The sequence below is a fragment of the Pseudomonas sp. PDM18 genome (assembly GCF_014852585.1).
In the GTDB taxonomy this organism is placed as follows: domain Bacteria; phylum Pseudomonadota; class Gammaproteobacteria; order Pseudomonadales; family Pseudomonadaceae; genus Pseudomonas.
Genome location: NZ_JACVBX010000004.1, coordinates 54594 through 73269, shown reverse-complemented (window position 1 = coordinate 73269; position 18676 = coordinate 54594). Strand labels below are relative to the sequence as shown.

Here is an 18676-nt window from a genome sequence, read left to right as displayed (position 1 = left end):
ACGCGAAAAACGGCAAGCCCCGGATTGTACCGGGGCTGTCCGCAAAGCTACAGGGATCAATGGGCCAGCCGTCGCGCCGGGTGATTGAAGTCACCGTCGAGACCCTGGCCGCGAGGAATTCCAGAGTAATAACAGGGTGTTACAGGATACCGGCGGGGTTTTCCAGCAACGCGCGCACCGGCCCGAAGGAACGACGGTGGATGGGCGTCGGGCCCAGACGCTTGAGCGCCTCCAGGTGCACAGGCGTCGGGTAGCCCTTATGGCCCCCGATGCCGTAGCCGGGGTACTGCGCTTCAATTTCCTGCATCTCGCGGTCGCGGCTGACCTTGGCCAGGATCGAAGCAGCGGCGATAGCTGGCACCTTGGCGTCGCCCTGCACGACCGGCGCAGAAGGTACCTTCAGCTTCGGGCAGCGGTTGCCGTCGATCAGAGCCAGTCTCGGCGTGACGCTGAGACCTTCCACCGCACGCTGCATGGCCAGCATGGTGGCGTGAAGGATGTTCAGCTGGTCGATCTCATGCACCTCGGCACGGGCGATGCACCAAGCCAGGGCCTTCTCGCGAATCTCGTCGAACAGCGCCTCGCGGCGGGCCTCGCTGAGTTTCTTCGAGTCGTTGAGACCCTTGATCGGCCGAGCCGGATCGAGGATGACCGCCGCGGTTACCACGGGACCGCAGAGCGGACCACGACCGACTTCGTCGACGCCGGCAACCAGCTCTTCCACCAGGGTGAAGTCCAGACCCATCTGCATCAGCGTTTCTCCACCAAGGCGAGCACCGCCTCGGCGGCCTGCGCGGATGCATCCTGGCGCAGCGCGCGATGGATGGCATCGAAGGGTTCAGTCTGCACGCTGCCGTCGTCGAGCAGGGGCAACAAGGTAGTGGCCAGCGCCTCGGGAGTCGCCGCGTCCTGGATCAGTTCCGGCACCAGCAGGCGTCCGGCCAGCAGGTTCGGCAAGGAAATGTACGGACTCTTCACCAGCCGCTTGAGGATGCGGTAGGTCATGGGCGCCACCTTGTAGGCGACGACCATTGGCCGCTTGTACAGCAGCGCTTCCAGCGTGGCGGTACCGGAGGCAATGAGTACGGCGTCGCAGGCGGCGAGCGCCTCGTGGGAGGCACCGTCGAGCAATTGCACCGGCAGATCGCGACCCGCGAGCATCGTTTCGAGCTGCACGCGGCGTTCGGGGCTCGCGCAAGGCAACACGAAGCGCAGGCCGGGGCGATCCTGAAGCAGGCGCTGAGCAGTATCGAGGAACAGCGCGCCGAGCTTGCCAACCTCCCCTCCCCGGCTCCCGGGCAGGAGCGCGACGACGCTGGCGTCATGCGGCAGACCGAGGCGCTCGCGCGCACCGGCGCGGTCGGCTTCCAGCGGAATAGTGTTGGCCAGCGGATGGCCGACGAACCGCACCGGTACCGCATGCTCTTCGTAGAAACGCGCCTCGAAGGGGAAGAGCGCGAGCATCAGGTCGCAGGATTCCTTGATCTTCAGTACACGCTTCTGCCGCCAGGCCCAGACGGAGGGACTGACGTAGTGCACGGTACGGATACCGGCGCGGCGCAGCTTCAATTCGAGAGTCAAATTGAAGTCCGGCGCATCGATGCCAATGAAGACGTCCGGCTTGGCAGCGATCAGCATCTTGACCAAGTCCTTGCGCCGGCGCAGCAGTTCGCGCAGGCGGCCAAGTACCTCGACCAAGCCCATGACAGCCAGGCGTTCCATCGGGAAATGCGATTGCAGCCCTTCGGCCTGCATGCGCGGACCGCCGACACCGATGAACTCGATGTCGGGGTGACGCTGCTTGAGCGACTGCATGAGGCCGGAGCCGAGGATATCGCCGGACGCCTCGCCCGCGACTAGGGCGACGCGCAGCTTGCGTGCGGTCGGTTGCATGGTCAGCGGGTGATGCCGCGGGTGGAGCTCTGGATGGAGTCACGGAACACCGCGACTTCCGGGAACTGCGCGGAGACTTCAGCCAGCTCGGCCAGCGCCTCGTCCACCGTCAGGCCCTGGCGGTAGACCACCTTGTAGGCCCGGCGCAGAGCCTGAATCGACTCAGCGCTGAAACCACGACGGCGCAGGCCCTCGAAGTTCATGCTGCGGGCCTCGGCGGGGTTGCCGAAGACCGTGACATAGGCCGGGACGTCCTTGCCGATAGTGGTACCCATGCCGGAGAAGGCGTGGGCGCCGATGCGGCAGAACTGATGCACCAGGGTGTAGCCGGAAAGGATCGCCCAGTCGTCCACGTGAACATGCCCCGCCAACGCGGTGTTGTTCACGAGGATGCAATGGTTGCCGATCACACTGTCATGGCCGATGTGCACATAGGCCATGAGCAGGTTGTGGTCACCAATGGTGGTTTCCGAGCGATCCTGGATGGTGCCGCGATGAATGGTTACACCCTCGCGGATCACATTGTTGTCGCCGATCACCAGGCGAGTCGGTTCGCCCTTGTACTTCAAGTCGGGGGTATCTTCACCCACGCTGGAGAACTGGAAAATCCGATTGTTCTTACCGATCTTCGTGGGGCCTTTGACCACCACGTGCGGACCGATCACCGTACCTTCGCCGATCTCCACATCTGGCCCGACCATGGACCAGGGGCCCACTTCTACGTCGTCAGCCAGCTTTGCGCGCGGGTCGATGATGGCGCGAGGATCGATCAAACTCATAGTTTGCGTTCCGCACAGATGATTTCGGCCGAGCATACCGGCTTGTCATCGACGGTGGCATGGCAATCGAACTTCCAGATGCCGCGCTTGACGCTCAGGAACTGGGCGTTGAGCTGCAGCTGGTCGCCCGGCAGCACCGGCTGGCGGAAGCGCAGCTTGTCGGAGCCAACGAAGTAATACAGGGTACCGTCAGCCGGCTTCACGTCGAGCATCTTGAAACCGAGGATGCCGGCAGCCTGGGCCATGGCCTCGATGATCAGCACGCCCGGCATGATCGGATGCTGGGGAAAGTGGCCATTGAAGAACGGCTCGTTGATGCTGACATTCTTGTAGGCGCGAATGCGCTTGCCTTCGATGTCCAGCTCGACCACCCGATCCACCAGCAGGAAGGGGTAGCGATGAGGCAGGTATTCGCGAATCTCGTTGATGTCCATCATGTTCAGGGGAGCCTGTTCAGAAAAGGGAAACGCCATAAAATGCGTGGATCACGCATCTGATGGAGCGTCTCCACTTGGGGTCACGGCGGCCACGCGCTTTTCCAGCTGCTGCAGACGACGGGCCATGTCATCCAGCTGACGAATGCGCGCGGCACTCTTCTTCCATTCAGCCGCAGGCTGCATGGCGGTACCGGACGAGTAGGAGCCCGGTTCGGTGATCGAACGGGTCACCATGGTCATCCCGGTGACGAAGACGTTGTCACAAATCTCGATATGGCCAACCAGGCCAACACCGCCGGCAAGCATGCAGTGCTTGCCGATCTTGGCGCTGCCGGAAATCCCGCAGCAACCGGCCATGGCAGTGTGATCACCGATCTGCACGTTGTGGGCGATCATGATCTGGTTGTCCAGCTTCACGCCATTGCCCACCAGGGTATCGGACAGCGCACCACGGTCGATGGTGGTGTTGGCGCCGATCTCGACGTCGTCACCCAGGGTCACGCCGCCAATCTGGGCAATCTTCTGCCAGATGCCCTTGTGGTTGGCGAAGCCGAAGCCCTCACCACCCAGCACGGCGCCGGACTGGATCACCACGCGCTTGCCAATGCGCACGTCGTGGTAGAGCGTCACGCGCGGCGCAAGCCAACCACCGTCGCCAACCACGCTGCGCGCACCGACGAAGCAGTGGGCACCGATGGTGACGTTGGCACCGATCTGCGCACCGGCCTCGATCACGGCATAAGGCCCGACACTGGCGCTCGCGTCGACCTGTGCGCCTTCATCGACCACCGCGGTGGGATGAATGCCGACCGGCGTCTTGGGCTTGCGGTCGAACTGGTGGGACAGTCCGGCGTAGGCCAGGTAGGGATTGGGGACGATCAGCGCATTGCCGGTAAAGCCTTCGGCATCAGCGGCAGTCAGCAGGATTGCGCTGGCTTTGCTGCCTTCGAGGAACTTGCGGTACTGCGGATTGGCCAGGAAGCTCAACTGACCGGCGCCTGCATCCTGCAGGGTAGCCAGCCCGCTGATCACCTGAGCGGGATCGCCGCGCAACTCGGCATCGAGTTGCGCAGCCAGTTCGGCGAGGGTAAAGGACAGCTCGGTCATCATCAGCGCAGTTGGTTCATGCGCTCGATGACTTGGCGGGTGATGTCGTACTGCGGCTTGACGTCGACCACGGCACCACGCTCGACCACGAGGTCATAACCACCTTTCTTGATGGTTTCCTCGACAGCCTGGTCCAGCTTCGGCTTCAGCTTCTTCAGCATATCGCGGTCAGCAACGGCCTTGGCTTCGTTCAGCTCCTTGGACTGGAACTGGAAGTCACGAGCCTTCTGCTTGAAGTCGCCCTCGGCCTTTTCACGCTCGGCGTTGGACATCTTGCTACCACCGTTGACCAGCTTGTCCTGTAGGGCCTTGGCGTCGGTTTCAAGGGCCTTGAGCTTGGTCAGTTGGGGACCGAACTTCTTCTCGGCGTCGACGGCGTACTGCTTGGCCGAATCGGACTCGAGGAGTGCCATCTGATAGTTGAGCACCGCGATCTTCATGTCGGCGAACGCGGGGCTCGCTGCCAGGGCGGCGGTGATCAGGACGAACTGGGTCAACTTACGCACAATGCACTCCTGCACAAAGCATGGTTGTCATTACAACGATACGGCCAATTAGAAGGTCTGTCCCAGGGAGAACTGGAAGATCTGGGTTTCGGCGTTATCCGGTTTCTTGATCGGAGTAGCCAGGCTGAAACTCAGCGGGCCCAGTGCGGTGATCCAGGTCAGACCTACACCCGCGGACATGGCCATGTCCTGGAACTTGACGCCGTCACAACCTTGGGTAGTGGAGATCGGGCAATCAGTGTCGAACACGTTACCGATGTCGTAGAACAGCACGGTACGCAGTTGACGCTGGTCCTTCACGAAGGGCAGCGGGAACAGAAGTTCGGCGCCGCCGGTGATCAGAATGTTACCACCGAAGGCCTGCGGATCCTGATCCGGGTCGGTGTAGCGGCCGTCCGCATCAGGACCGTCGCCGTTGCTGCGCGCCTTGCTCGGCGTACTGCGCGGCCCCAGGGTACTGTCCTTGAAGCCGCGCACCGAGTTGAAGCCACCCGCGTAGTAGTTCTCGTAGAACGGCAGACGATCAGTGTCGCCGTAGGCGCCGCCGTAACCGAGCTCGGTATGGAAGCGCATGGTGTAGGTCTCGGTGAGCGGGGCGAAGATCTGGCCACGGTAGTCGAGCTTGTAGAACGACAGGTCGCTGCCCGGAATGGTGGATTCCAGCACCAGGCTCTGGGAGTGACCACGGTTCGCCAGCACGCCCTTGTTCAGGGTCGACTCGGACCAGCCGATGGACGCCTTGAAGTTGGTGAAGCTGTCGCCTTCCTTCTCGATGAAGTCGAAGATCTCGTCGACGGTATAGGCACCGGTGTCGATTTCGTCGCGTTGTACGGTCAGGCCGTATGTCAGGCGCGATGTCTCGCTGATCGGGTAGCCGATGCTGACCCCAGCCCCCAGGCTGTTCACCGAGTAGCTGGATACGTCGACATCGAGCTTGTCGTAGTCAGTCTTGCGGTAGAAGGCGTTGTAGCCCAGGCTCACGCCGTCGACGGTCCAGTAGGGGTCGACGAAGCCGAAGTTATAGCGGGTCTGGTAGTCGGACTTGGTCAGGCCGATGCTGACCTTGTTACCGGTACCCAGGAAGTTGTTCTGGCTGATCGAGCCGCCAAGGATCAGACCGGCGCTCTGAGCGAAGCCCACACTCGCGGTGATCGACCCGGACGGCTGCTCTTCCACGCTGTAGTTGACGTCGACCTGGTCGTCGGTGCCCGGAACCGCCGGGGTCTCGACGTTGACTTCCTTGAAGTAACCCAGGCGCTCGAGGCGCTGCTTGGATTGGTCGATAAGGTAGGTCGAAGCCCAGCCGCCTTCCATCTGGCGCATCTCGCGACGGAGTACTTCGTCCTCGGTCTTGGTGTTGCCACGGAAGTTGATGCGGTTGACGTAGGCGCGCTTGCCCGGATCGACCACGTAGGTGATCGATACGGTCTTGTTCTCGTCGTTCGGCTCGGGAACACCGTTGACGTTGGCGAAGGTATAACCCTCGTTACCCAGGCGACGAGTGATAAGGTCCGAAGTGGTTGTCATCACCTTGCGGGAGAACACCTGGCCTTTCTTCACCAGCAGCAGTTTCTTCACTTCATCTTCCGGCACCTTCAGGTCGCCGGAGAGTTTCACGTCGCTGACGGTGTACTTTTCGCCTTCGTTGACGTTGACGGTGATGTAGACGTGCTTCTTGTCCGGAGTGATGGACACCTGGGTGGAGGCGATATCCATGTGGATGTAGCCGCGATCCAGGTAGTAGGAACGCAGACGTTCCAAGTCGCCGGAGAGCTTCTCGCGGGAGTACTTGTCGTCGTTCTTGAAGAAGGACAGCCAATTGGTGGTCTTCAGCTCGAACAGGTCAGTCAGGTCTTCTTCGGAGAAGACGGTGTTGCCCACCACGTTGACATGGGCAATGGCCGCCACGGTGCCTTCGTTGATGTTGATCTTCAGCGCGACGCGGTTGCGCGGCTGCGGCACCACTTCGGTCTCGATCTCGGCGGAGTAGCGGCCCTGCGCCACGTACTGGCGCTGCAACTCGTTGCGAACGCCTTCGAGGGTCGCACGCTGGAAGATTTCGCCCTCAGAGAGGCCGGACTGCTTCAGACCTTTCATCAGATCTTCGGTGGTGATGGCCTTGTTGCCCTCGATCTCGATGCTGGAGATGGACGGACGCTCGACCACGTTGACGATAAGCACATTGCCATCACGGCTGAGCTGGATATCCTGGAAGAAGCCGGTCTTGAACAGCGAGCGGGTCGCTTCGACCAGGCGGCGATCATCGATCTGCTCGCCCACGTTCAGCGGCAACGCCGCGAACACGCTGCCGGCAGACACGCGCTGCAGGCCGTTGACCCGGATATCGGAAACAGTGAAGGACTCGGCGTGAACCTGGGCGATCATCAGCGCGGAAAGGGCCGCGGGAAGCAGAAAGCGTTTCATGGAGTCCTTTTATTCCAACTGACAAATAGAGAATCTGCCGCAAAGGGCGGCAGATCCGAAAACCAACGGGCGGTTACAGTCGACTCAGATCGTTGACCAGGGCCAACAACATGACCCCGACTACCAGGCTGATGCCAATCTGCATCCCCCAAGCCTGGACCCGCTCCGACAGTGGGCGACCTCGCACCCACTCGACCATGTAGAACAGCAGATGCCCGCCATCGAGGACGGGAATCGGCAACAGGTTGAGAACCCCCAAGCTGATGCTCAGATAGGCGAGGAAATGCAGAAAATCCCCTACGCCGGACTGGGCTGAAGCGCCCGCCACTTTAGCAATGGTTATCGGCCCGCTCAAGTTTTTTACCGAGAGCTGCCCGAGCACCATTTTCTTTAGAGAATCCAGAGTTAGCAGGCTCATGGACCAGGTTCGGGAGAGCGCCTGCCCCACCGCTGCCACCGGCCCATAGCTCACTTCGCGGAGCATTTCCGGAGGCCACTGGCCACCCGCAACACCCGCGCCCAAGTAGCCGGTACGGGCCTTACCCTCGCCTTTGGCCGCCAAGGTCAGGGCAAGCTCCTCGCGCTGGCCTGCGCGCTCGATGCCCAGCGTCACCTTGCCTTCAGGCATGGCGCGGACACGCGAGACCACTTCCTGCCAATCCGTGACCGACTGGCCATCCAGACTGACGAGCCGGTCACCAATCTGCAGACCGGCAGCCTTGGCAGGTCCTTTTTCGTCCAGTTCGGCGATTACCGGTGCGACAGCGGGTCGCCACGGTTGAATCCCTAAACCACCGATGGGATCGGGATTATCTTCGCTCTTCAGCCAGGAGCTGATGCGCACCTGGTGCACGGCCGGAGCGCTCGAACCTTGCTCCAGCACCGAAACGCTCACCTCGCCGGTTTCACCGAGACGGCGCACCAACTGCAGGTTGACGCCGCTCCAGCCGTCAACGGCCTCGCCATCCACCGCCACGACCTCCTGACCGGACGTCAGGCCGGCGGTCGCCGCAGGACTGTTCGCTACCACGGAGCCGATGATCGGCTTGATCTGCTGGCTGCCCAACATAGCCAGGACCCAGAAGAACAGGATAGCCAGCAGGAAGTTGGCGATTGGCCCCGCCGCCACGATGGCGATGCGCTGGAATACGGTCTTGCGATTGAAGGCGCGGTCGAGCAGCTCGGCGGGAACATCACCTTCCCGCTCATCGAGCATCTTCACGTAGCCGCCCAGGGGAATGGCAGCGACGACAAACTCGGTGCCGTGGCGGTCGTGCCAGCGCACCAGAGGCGTGCCGAAGCCAACGGAGAAACGCAGGACCTTGACCCCGCAGCGGCGGGCAACCCAGAAGTGTCCGAACTCGTGGAAGGTGACCAGTACGCCCAGGGCGACAATCAGTCCCACCACCATATAAAGGGCACTCATCGCTACCTCCTCGGGCTCAATGCCCGCGTTCCTGCAACCACGCCTGTGCAGCGCCGCGTGCGCGCTGATCGGCCGCCAGCACCGCATCGAGCGATTCGACCGGCGTGCGTGCCTCGCGGTTCAGCACTTCGTCGATGATAACCGGGATATCCGTGAAGCGGATGCGCTGCTCGAGGAACGCCGCGACGGCCACCTCGTTCGCTGCATTGAGCATCGCTGGCACGCTGCCGCCCGCTTCGGCTGCCTGGCGCGCCAGGCGCAAGCAGGGGAAACGCCGCTCATCGGGCGCACTGAAGTCCAGCCGGGCGATGGAGAACAGGTCAAGCGGCGAAACGCCGGAATCGATCCGCTGCGGCCAGGCAAGGGCATGGGCAATAGGGGTCCGCATATCCGGATTTCCCAACTGCGCCAGTACCGAGCCGTCGACGTAGTCCACCAGGGAGTGGATAACGCTTTGCGGGTGAATCACCACCTCGACCTTTGACGGCGCCGCGTCGAACAGCCAGCAGGCCTCGATCAGCTCCAGACCTTTATTCATCATGCTGGCCGAATCGACGGAAATCTTTCGCCCCATCGACCAATTAGGGTGTGCGCAGGCCTGCTCCGGCGAAACCTGGGCCAGTTGCTCCAGCGGGGTTTCACGGAACGGGCCGCCCGAGGCGGTCAGGAGGATGCGCCGAACGCCGACCTCCCCCAGGCCCCGGGCGTAGTCCGCCGGCATGCACTGGAAGATCGCATTGTGCTCACTGTCGATGGGCAGCAGCACGGCGCCGCTGGCTCGCACGGCATTCATGAACAGTGCGCCGGACATCACCAGCGCCTCTTTATTGGCAAGCAAGACTCGTTTGCCAGTCTCTACGGCTGCCAGAGTAGGCTTCAGACCAGCAGCACCGACAATGGCCGCCATCACCGCGTCCACTTCGGGATGGGCGGAAATCTCGCAAAGGCCAGCCTCGCCGACCAGCACCCAGGCTTCGAGGCCCGCGGAACTCAGGCGATCCTGCAGCGCACGCGCCTGCTCTGTCTCCGGCACTACGACAAACCGCGGTCGATGACGCAGGCAAAGCGACTCAAGCTCAGCCAGCCGGGAAAAGCCGCTGAGCGCAAAGGCGCGATATCGATCAGGGTGACGCGCGATGACGTCGAGGGTGCTGAGGCCAATCGAACCGGTCGCCCCCAGCACGGTGATCCACTGCGGATGACTCACGGCGTCCCCCAACCCACGGCCCAAAGCAACGCGGTGAACACCGGGATGGCTGCAGTCAGGCTGTCGATGCGGTCCAGCACGCCACCATGCCCCGGCAGCAGGTTGCTGCTGTCCTTGAGGCCGGACTGGCGCTTGAACATGCTTTCGGTCAGGTCACCAATGACCGACAGGGCCACCACGATGGCCGCGCATGGCAACGCCAGGAGCAGCTCACGGACAGTCCAATCGCGGTAGATGGAGACGGCGACGGTGATCGCCAGGCACAGCGCCATGCCGCCGAAGAAGCCTTCCCAGCTCTTGCCCGGGCTGACGCGCGGGGCGAGCTTGCGCTTGCCGAAGGCCTTGCCGGAGAAGTAGGCGCCGATGTCGGCAGCCCAGACCAGCACCATCACGGCAACGATCAGCCAGTTGGACAGCGGCCACTGCTTGAGCAGGACCAGCCCCTGCCAGGCCGGCAGCAGGATCAACAGGCCGATCAGCAGGCGGCGCCAGCGCCCACCCCAGCTCGACGCGCTATCCGGATAGGTCAGCACCATGACGATGGCAAGGACCCACCAGAGCAGAGCCAGCACGAGCACCGCACCTGCCAGTTGCGGCAGCCAGGCCAGTACCAGCATCAGCGCAGCGACGACGGCGGCGTAACCAACGCGGGCGGACTGTTCGTTGTAACCGGCCAGACGTGCCCATTCCCAGGCACCGAGGCTGACTACCAGACCGATGAACAGCGAGAACGCCGCACCATCGAGCAGGAAGAAACCACCCAGCGCGATCGGCAACAGGATCAGCGCCGTGATGATTCGTTGTTTCAACATGACGGGGGTGCCTCGGCCTCGACCTGCTCGCTGGTCTTGCCGAAGCGGCGCTGACGAGAGGCATAGTCCTGCAACGCAGCCTGCATGGCTTCGTGCTTGAAGTCGGGCCAGTAGAGATCGGAGAAATACAGCTCGGCATAGGCCAGCTGCCAGAGAAGGAAGTTGCTGATGCGGTGCTCGCCACCGGTGCGGATGCACAGGTCGGGCAGCGGCTGGTCACCGGTGGAGAGGCAGCCCTGGATCAGCTCCGGGGTGATTTCCTCTGCCGCCAGATGGCCGGCCTGTACTTCACGGGCGAGACGCTGGGCAGCCTGGGTGATATCCCACTGGCCGCCGTAGTTCGCTGCCACCTGCAACAGCATGCTGCCGCCTTTGGCGGTCAGTGCCTCTGCCTCGCGCATCGCCGCCTGCAATTCGGGAGCGAAGCGGCTGCGGTCACCAATGATGCGCAAGCGGATGCCGTTGGCACTGAGCTTGCGCACCTCACGGCGCAAGGCCATGAGGAACAGCTCCATCAGCGCACCAACCTCATCTGCCGGGCGCTGCCAGTTCTCACTGGAGAATGCGAACAGCGTCAGCACTTCGACGCCTGCCTCGGCGCAGGTCTTGATCACCGCACGAACGGCATCCACGCCAGCCTTGTGCCCGGCCACACCGGGCATCAGACGCTTTTTCGCCCAGCGATTGTTGCCGTCCATGATGATCGCCACGTGCCGGGGCACGGGCGTCACCTGCTTGGTCTTTTCCATGACGAGAGCCCGGCCGTCAGACGGCCATCAGGTCCGCTTCCTTGGCCTCGAGGGCCTTTTCGATCTCGGCGACGAACTTGTCGGTGATCTTCTGCACATCGTCACCAGCGCGACGCTCTTCGTCTTCGCTGATTTCTTTCTCTTTCTGCAGGTCCTTCAGCTGAGCCAGGGCGTCGCGACGGATATTACGCACGGAAACGCGGGCTTGCTCGGCCTCGGCGCGAGCCTGCTTGGTAAAGCCCTTGCGGGTTTCCTCGGTCAGGGCCGGCATCGGTACACGAATGGTGGTACCGGCAGTCGCCGGGTTCAGGCCCAGGTCGGAGGTCATGATGGCCTTCTCGACCGCCTGGATCATGCTCTTGTCGAACACGCTGAGGGCCAGAGTGCGGGAGTCTTCCACGGTGACGTTGGCCACTTGGCGCAGCGGAGTGTCGGAACCGTAGTAGGACACCATTACGCTATCCAGGATGCTCGGGTGCGCACGGCCGGTACGAATCTTGGCGAAGGCATGGCCCAGGGCTTCCAGGGTTTTGCCCATACGATCCTGCGCTTCCTTCTTGATCTCGTTGATCATCTCAATCCTCCTCGATCAGGGTGCCTTCAGCACCACCTACAACAATATTCAGCAGCGCGCCGGGCTTGTTCATGTTGAACACGCGCAGCGGCATTTTCTGGTCCCGGCACAGGCAGATGGCGGTGAGGTCCATCACACCCAGCTTGCGATCGAGCACTTCATCGTACGTCAGACGTTCGAATTTCTCGGCATTCGGGTCCTTGAACGGGTCGGCAGTGTACACGCCGTCCACCTTGGTCGCCTTGAGTACTACGTCAGCATCTATTTCGATGGCGCGCAGGCAGGCGGCGGAATCGGTGGTGAAGAACGGATTGCCGGTACCGGCAGAGAAGATCACCACTTCGCCACTCTTCAGGTGGCGCATGGCCTTGCGGCGGTCGTAGTGATCGGTCACGCCGACCATGGAAATGGCCGACATGACGATGGCGGTGATGTTGGAGCGCTCCAGGGCGTCACGCATGGCCAGGCCGTTCATCACGGTGGCGAGCATGCCCATGTGGTCGCCGGTGACGCGATCCATGCCGGCCGCGGACAGCGCCGCACCACGGAACAGGTTGCCACCACCGATCACCAGGCCGACCTGCACGCCGATACCGACGAGCTGGCCGATTTCCAGCGCCATGCGGTCCAGCACCTTTGGATCGATGCCGAACTCCTCGGAGCCCATCAGGGCTTCGCCGCTCAGTTTTAGAAGAATGCGTTTATAGCGAGGTTGACGAGCGCTCAGCTGCTGAGCCATGACCTTTTTCTCCTGCGGCGATTGAATGCTGTGCGCCTTGCGGGCGCTTGGCGGAAAGCTTGGACCAGCCAGCCTTACGGCGCTCTTAAACCCGCCTTGCGGGCCCGCGCCGTGGAAACCGCCCCTTTTGGTTTCCCCAGTTTGGCAAAGAGGCCGCGCGCGTTAGCGGGCAGCCTCTTGCGGGGCGACAGTCGTGAGACTGTCTATTACTGCTTGGAAGCGGCTACTTGAGCAGCAACCTCAGCAGCAAAGTCAGCTTCGACTTTCTCGATGCCTTCGCCTACTTCGAAGCGAACGAAGGAAACGATTTCAGCGCCGGCTTTCTTGGCCAGGTCACCGACCTTGACTTCCGGATCCTTGACGAACGCTTGCTCGACCAGGCTGGCTTCGGCCAGGAACTTCGAGATACGGCCTTTGACCATATTCTCGACGATGTTTTCCGGCTTGCCAGCGATTTTGTCGGCGTTCAGAGCGAGGAAGATTTCCTTCTCTTTGGCGACGGCTTCTTCGGAAACCTGCGACGGATCGAGGAACTGCGGGTTGCTGGCAGCAACGTGCATGGCGATGTCGCGAGCCAGCTCAGCGTTGCCGCCCTTCAGGGTGACCAGAACGCCGATGCGGTGGCCGTGCAGGTAGGCGCCAACCACTTCGCCTTCGGTGCGAGCCAGGCGACGGATGTTGACGTTCTCGCCGCACTTGGCAACCAGGGCTTCACGGGCCGGCTCTTGTTCCGCGATCAGCGGAGCAGCATCGGTCAGCTTCTGGGTAACAGCCTTGTCCAGGCTGGCAGCGACGAAGTTCTTGAAGTCGTCCTGCAGAGCCAGGAAGTCGGTCTGCGAGTTGACTTCGATGATGGTGGCCGATTTGCCGTCGTCAGCCACTTTGGCGGCGATGGCGCCTTCGGCGGCGATGTTGCCAGCCTTCTTGGCAGCCTTGATGGCGCCCGACGCGCGCATGTCGTCGATGGCCTTCTCGATATCGCCTTCGGCGGCTACCAGTGCCTTCTTGCACTCCATCATGCCCTGGCCGGTACGCTCACGCAGTTCCTTGACCAATGCTGCAGTAATTTCTGCCATTTCGAAATCCTCTTGAGTTGTTCTCAAAACCAGATCGCCCGGATACCCGGGCGGAATTCTCAGGGTGGCAAAAAGGGGGCCTAGCCCCCTTCCTGCTCACCGTAGGACGTCTGGACGTCCTGGAATCAGCCTTCGGCGGATTCGGCCGGTGCTTCTTCGACGAACTCGTCAGCAGTCACGCCGCCGGCATTCTTGCCGCGCAGGACGGCTTCAGCCATCGAGCCCAGGTACAGCTGCACGGCGCGGATGGCGTCGTCGTTACCCGGGATAACATAGTCAACGCCTTCCGGGCTGCTGTTGGTATCGACGATGCCGATAACCGGGATGCCCAGCTTGTTGGCTTCGGTAATAGCAATGCGCTCGTGGTCAACGTCGATCACGAACAGAGCGTCCGGCAGGCCGCCCATGTCCTTGATGCCACCCAGGCTGCGATCCAGTTTTTCCAGATCGCGGGAGCGCATCAGAGCTTCTTTCTTGGTCAGTTTGGCGAAGGTGCCGTCCTGGGACTGCACTTCCAGCTCGCGCAGACGCTTGATCGACTGACGGATGGTCTTGTAGTTGGTGAGCATGCCGCCCAGCCAACGGTGGTCGACGTACGGCATGCCGCAACGGGCAGCTTCTTCGCGAACGATCTTGCCGGCAGAACGCTTGGTGCCGACGAACAGGATCTTGTTCTTGCCCTGGGCCAGGCGCTCAACGAAGGTCAGGGCCTCGTTGAACATCGGCAGGGTTTTTTCGAGGTTGATGATGTGGATCTTGTTACGCGCGCCGAAAATGAACTTGCCCATTTTCGGGTTCCAGTAACGGGTCTGGTGGCCGAAGTGCACACCGGCCTTCAGCATATCGCGCATATTGACTTGGGACATGATAGTTCCTCGATAAGTCGGGTTAGGCCTCCATGCATCCCAACGGCCAACCCTCCGACTGTGTCGAAAGGCACCCAGGCCATCGTGTCGATGCATGTGTGGGTTAATGCTCCGAAATGGCCGTAGCCTTCAGAGCGGGGCGCTTTATACCACAACCTCGGCCAGAACAAAACCCGAAAGGACGCCCGGCACTTTCACCGCCGCCTCGCCTGGGCAGCACCCTCGGCCACCTACGCTTAATAGAAAGGCGCCGAATCTGATAGACTTGCGTATTCCTCTCATTTACCCGCGCGTACGCAGCGCCTGAAGAGAAGTCGCATGACCGTCACCATCAAGACGCCCGAAGACATCGAGAAAATGCGCGTCGCCGGCCGTCTGGCCGCCGAAGTGCTGGAAATGATCGGCGAGCACGTCAAGCCCGGCGTCACCACCGACGAACTGGACCGTATCTGCCACGACTACATCGTCAACGTGCAGAAGGCCATTCCCGCGCCGCTGAACTACAAGGGCTTCCCCAAATCCATCTGCACCTCGATCAACCACGTGGTGTGCCACGGCATCCCCAACGAGAAGCCGCTCAAGGAAGGTGACATCGTCAATATCGACGTCACCGTGATCAAGGACGGCTACCACGGCGACACCAGCAAGATGTTCTCCGTCGGCAAGACCCCGGAATGGGCTGACCGCCTGTGCCAGATCACCCAGGAATGCATGTACAAGGGCATCGACGTAGTCAAGCCCGGCGCGCGCCTGGGCGACATCGGCGAAGTGATCCAGAAGTACGCCGAGAAGAACGGCTTCTCCGTGGTGCGCGAGTACTGCGGCCACGGCATCGGCCAGGTATTCCACGAGGAGCCGCAGGTGCTGCACTACGGCCGCGCCGGCACCGGCCTGGAACTCAAGGAAGGCATGATCTTCACCATCGAGCCGATGATCAACCAGGGCCGACCGGAAACTCGCCTGCTGGGCGACGGCTGGACCGCCATCACCAAGGACCGCAAGCTGTCCGCGCAGTGGGAGCACACCGTGCTGGTCACCGCCGACGGCTACGAGATCCTGACCCTGCGTAACGACGAAAGCTTCCCGCGCACCTCAGCCTGAATGATTGTTCAAAATCTTGCGAGCTAGAGCAGAACAAGGCAAAAACAGGCGAGGACGCGGAGTTTACGTGCTGTAAATGAGCAGTCCTCGCCTGTTTTTAACGCAGTTATGCCGACGCGCAGCAGATTTTGTGCGGTTTGCAATCTCGCCGACGGCTGGGTAGAACATACATCCCGGCCCGGCACAGCCATCGGGCCTGGCGCCATGCGCATAGGCCCGGTTGCCCTCTTGCCCCTGCCCTCCCCTAAGCCATTGATCAGGAAGGCCGCCATGCCGCAGGTGGATCCCGAGTTGTTCGACCGTGGGCAGTTCCAGGCGGAACTGGCCCTCAAATCCAGCCCCATCGCCGCCTTCAAGAAGGCCATTCGTCAGGCCAACGAGGTGCTCGACGCCCGCTTCAATGGCGGCCGCGACATCCGCCGACTGATCGAGGACCGCGCCTGGTTCGTCGACCAGATCCTGCAGCAGGCTTGGAATCGCTTCGACTGGGGCGACGACGCCGACATCGCGCTGGTCGCCGTGGGCGGCTACGGGCGCGGCGAACTGCATCCGCATTCGGACATCGACCTGCTGATCCTGCTCGACAGCGAGGACCAGGAAAGCTTCCGCGAGCCCATCGAGGGCTTCCTCACCCTGCTCTGGGACATCGGCCTGGAAGTCGGCCAGAGCGTGCGCTCGGTGGCCGAGTGCGCCGAGGAAGCGCGCGCAGACCTCACCGTAGTCACCAACCTGATGGAGTGCCGGACCATCTCCGGCCCGGACAGCCTGCGCCTGCGCATGCTCGAAGCCACCAGCACGAAGCAGATGTGGCCCAGCGGACAGTTCTACCTCGCCAAGCGCAAGGAACAGATTCACCGCCACACCAAATACAATGACACCGAATACAACCTCGAACCCAACGTAAAGGGGTCGCCCGGCGGCCTGCGCGACATCCAGACCCTGCTCTGGGTCGCCCGCCGCCACTTCGGCAGCCTCAACCTGCATGCCCTGGTCCGCGAAGGCTTCCTGGTGGAGAGCGAATGCGCGGTGCTGGCCTCCAGCCAGGAATTCCTCTGGAAAGTCCGCTACGCGCTGCACATGCTCGCCGGCCGCGCCGAAGACCGCCTGCTGTTCGACCACCAGCGGCGCATCGCCGGGATGCTCGGCTATGAAGGCAACGACGCCAAGCTGGCGGTCGAGCGCTTCATGCAGAAGTACTACCGGGTGGTGATGGCCGTTTCCGAGCTGAACGACCTGATCACTCAGCACTTCGAGGAAGTCATCCTGCGGGCCGGCGAGAACGGCCAGATCCAGTCGCTCAACAGCCGCTTCCAGTTGCGCGACGGCTATCTGGAGGTCACCCACGCCAACGTCTTCAAGCGCACCCCGTTCGCCCTGCTGGAAATCTTCGTGCTGCTGGCCCAGCACCCGGAGATCAAGGGCGTGCGCGCCGACACCATTCGCCTGCTGCGCGACAGCCGTCACCTGATCGACGACGACTTCCGCCACGACATCCGCAACACCAGCCTGTTCATCGAGCTGTTCAAGTGTCAGGAAGGCATCCACCGCAACCTGCGGCGAATGAACCGCTACGGCATCCTCGGCCGCTACCTGCCGGAATTCGGCTTGATCGTCGGGCAGATGCAGCACGATCTGTTCCACATCTATACAGTCGACGCGCACACCCTCAACCTGATCAAGCACCTGCGCAAGCTGCGCCGCCCGGACATGGCCGAGAAGTACCCGCTGGCCAGCAAGATCATGGAGCGCCTGCCCAAGCCGGAGCTGATCTACATCGCCGGCCTCTACCACGACATCGCCAAGGGCCGCGGCGGCGACCACTCGGAACTGGGCGCGGTGGACGCCGAGCACTTCTGCCAGCGCCACCAGTTGCCGCCGTGGGACACCAACCTGGTGTCCTGGCTGGTGCAGAACCACCTGATCATGTCCACCACGGCCCAGCGCAAGGACCTGTCCGATCCACAGGTGATCTACGACTTCGCCCAGCTGATGGGCAACCAGACCTACCTGGACTACCTCTACGTGCTCACCGTGGCCGACATCAACGCCACCAACCCGACGCTGTGGAACTCCTGGCGCGCCAGCCTGCTGCGCCAGCTCTACACCGAGACCAAGCGCGCGCTGCGCCGCGGCCTGGAGAACCCGGTGGACCGCGAGGAGCAGATCCGCCAGACGCAGAGCGCGGCCATCGACATCCTGGTGCGCGGCGGCATCGACCAGGACGACGCCGAGCAGCTCTGGAGCCAGCTGGGCGACGATTACTTCCTGCGCCACAGCGCGGCGGACGTCGCCTGGCACACCGAAGCCATCCTCCAGCATCCGGACGACGGCACCCCGCTGGTGCTGATCAAGGAAACCGCCCAGCGCGAGTTCGAGGGCGGCACGCAGATTTTCATTTATGCCGGCGACCAGCACGACTTCTTCGCCGTGACCGTGGCGGCGATGGACCAGCTCAACCTGAACATTCAGGATGCGCGGATCATCACTTCCACCAGCCTGTTCACCCTCGACACCTACATTGTGCTCGATGCCGATGGCGGCTCAATCGGCAACAATCCCAGCCGGGTCGAGGAAATTCGCGAGGGTCTGGTCAATGCCCTGAAGGACCCGGACGAGTACCCGACCATCATCCAGCGCCGCGTCCCGCGCCAGCTGAAGCACTTCGCCTTCAATCCGCAGGTGACCATTTCCACCGACGCGGCCCGTCAGGTCAGCGTGCTGGAGGTGACCGCACCGGACCGCCCCGGCCTGCTGGCGCGCATCGGCGGGCTGTTCCTGGACTTCGACCTGTCGGTGCAGAACGCCAAGATCGCCACCCTGGGCGAGCGCGTGGAGGACGTGTTCTTCGTCACCGACGCGCACAACCAGCCGCTGTCGGACCCGGAGCTGTGCAAGCGCATCCAGACCGCCCTGGTGGACATCCTCTCCGACGGCGGCCAGCCGAGCATGCCGGTGCGCATCAGTATCTAGTCAGCATTCA

General features: G+C 62.4%; 17 protein-coding genes. 2 read left to right on the top strand and 15 right to left on the bottom strand.

The genetic code is table 11. From position 1 onward, the window contains the following. Window positions 1-139 precede the first annotated feature (139 nt). From rnhB to rpsB, 15 genes are all read right to left on the bottom strand, one after another. A complete protein-coding gene (rnhB, locus tag IB274_RS10360) occupies window positions 140-751 on the bottom strand; it encodes a ribonuclease HII (protein ID WP_192431854.1) in 612 nt (203 codons plus the stop codon). Continuing rightward, window positions 751-1893 carry a lipid-A-disaccharide synthase gene (lpxB, locus tag IB274_RS10355; protein WP_192431853.1) on the bottom strand — a complete coding sequence of 381 codons (1143 nt, stop codon included), beginning with the start codon at window positions 1891-1893 and terminating at the stop codon, window positions 751-753. The genes rnhB and lpxB overlap by 1 nt, the downstream gene beginning before the upstream one ends. Before the next feature lie 2 nt (window positions 1894-1895). Next, a complete protein-coding gene (gene lpxA, locus IB274_RS10350; RefSeq protein WP_192431852.1) occupies window positions 1896-2672 on the bottom strand; it encodes an acyl-ACP--UDP-N-acetylglucosamine O-acyltransferase in 777 nt (258 codons plus the stop codon). Beyond that, window positions 2669-3109 carry a 3-hydroxyacyl-ACP dehydratase FabZ gene (gene fabZ, locus IB274_RS10345; protein ID WP_081517895.1) on the bottom strand — a complete coding sequence of 147 codons (441 nt, stop codon included), beginning with the start codon at window positions 3107-3109 and terminating at the stop codon, window positions 2669-2671. Before fabZ ends, lpxA begins: the two co-directional genes overlap by 4 nt. 48 nt (window positions 3110-3157) lie before the next feature. Beyond that, window positions 3158-4219: a UDP-3-O-(3-hydroxymyristoyl)glucosamine N-acyltransferase gene (gene lpxD / locus IB274_RS10340; RefSeq protein WP_192431851.1), complete on the bottom strand. Its 1062-nt coding sequence runs from the start codon at window positions 4217-4219 to the stop codon at window positions 3158-3160. Next, complete coding sequence (locus IB274_RS10335; protein ID WP_045210010.1) at window positions 4219-4722, bottom strand: OmpH family outer membrane protein; 504 nt, start codon at window positions 4720-4722, stop codon at window positions 4219-4221. The genes lpxD and IB274_RS10335 overlap by 1 nt, the downstream gene beginning before the upstream one ends. Window positions 4723-4770: 48 nt before the next feature. Beyond that, a complete protein-coding gene (gene bamA / locus IB274_RS10330; protein ID WP_192431850.1) occupies window positions 4771-7146 on the bottom strand; it encodes an outer membrane protein assembly factor BamA in 2376 nt (791 codons plus the stop codon). Window positions 7147-7219: 73 nt separating this feature from the next. Then, a complete protein-coding gene (gene rseP, locus IB274_RS10325; protein WP_192431849.1) occupies window positions 7220-8572 on the bottom strand; it encodes a sigma E protease regulator RseP in 1353 nt (450 codons plus the stop codon). Between the two features lie 16 nt (window positions 8573-8588). Beyond that, window positions 8589-9779, bottom strand: a complete 1191-nt coding sequence (gene ispC / locus IB274_RS10320) for a 1-deoxy-D-xylulose-5-phosphate reductoisomerase (protein WP_192431848.1) — start codon at window positions 9777-9779, stop codon at window positions 8589-8591. Then, entirely contained in the window at window positions 9776-10591 is an 816-nt protein-coding gene (locus tag IB274_RS10315; RefSeq protein WP_192431847.1) for a phosphatidate cytidylyltransferase, read from the bottom strand. Before IB274_RS10315 ends, ispC begins: the two co-directional genes overlap by 4 nt. Beyond that, complete coding sequence (gene uppS / locus IB274_RS10310; protein ID WP_192431846.1) at window positions 10585-11340, bottom strand: polyprenyl diphosphate synthase; 756 nt, start codon at window positions 11338-11340, stop codon at window positions 10585-10587. The genes IB274_RS10315 and uppS overlap by 7 nt, the downstream gene beginning before the upstream one ends. Before the next feature lie 16 nt (window positions 11341-11356). Beyond that, on the bottom strand, window positions 11357-11914 hold the full coding sequence (gene frr, locus IB274_RS10305) for a ribosome recycling factor (RefSeq protein WP_045210004.1): 558 nt from the start codon (window positions 11912-11914) through the stop codon (window positions 11357-11359). A 1-nt stretch (window position 11915) separates the two neighbouring features. Further along, window positions 11916-12653 carry a UMP kinase gene (gene pyrH, locus IB274_RS10300; RefSeq protein WP_017521181.1) on the bottom strand — a complete coding sequence of 246 codons (738 nt, stop codon included), beginning with the start codon at window positions 12651-12653 and terminating at the stop codon, window positions 11916-11918. A gap of 206 nt (window positions 12654-12859) precedes the next feature. After that, window positions 12860-13729 (bottom strand): translation elongation factor Ts, encoded by an 870-nt coding sequence (gene tsf, locus IB274_RS10295; protein ID WP_192431845.1) that lies wholly within the window; start codon window positions 13727-13729, stop codon window positions 12860-12862. A 125-nt stretch (window positions 13730-13854) separates the two neighbouring features. Continuing rightward, on the bottom strand, window positions 13855-14595 hold the full coding sequence (gene rpsB, locus IB274_RS10290; RefSeq protein WP_045210003.1) for a 30S ribosomal protein S2: 741 nt from the start codon (window positions 14593-14595) through the stop codon (window positions 13855-13857). 303 nt (window positions 14596-14898) lie between these two features. Here rpsB and map point away from each other — a divergent pair, with 303 nt between their 5' ends. Both map and IB274_RS10280 read left to right on the top strand, forming a co-directional pair. Further along, window positions 14899-15696 (top strand): type I methionyl aminopeptidase, encoded by a 798-nt coding sequence (gene map, locus IB274_RS10285; RefSeq protein WP_225594795.1) that lies wholly within the window; start codon window positions 14899-14901, stop codon window positions 15694-15696. Between the two features lie 270 nt (window positions 15697-15966). Further along, complete coding sequence (locus tag IB274_RS10280; protein ID WP_192431844.1) at window positions 15967-18666, top strand: [protein-PII] uridylyltransferase; 2700 nt, start codon at window positions 15967-15969, stop codon at window positions 18664-18666. Window positions 18667-18676 lie beyond the last annotated feature (10 nt).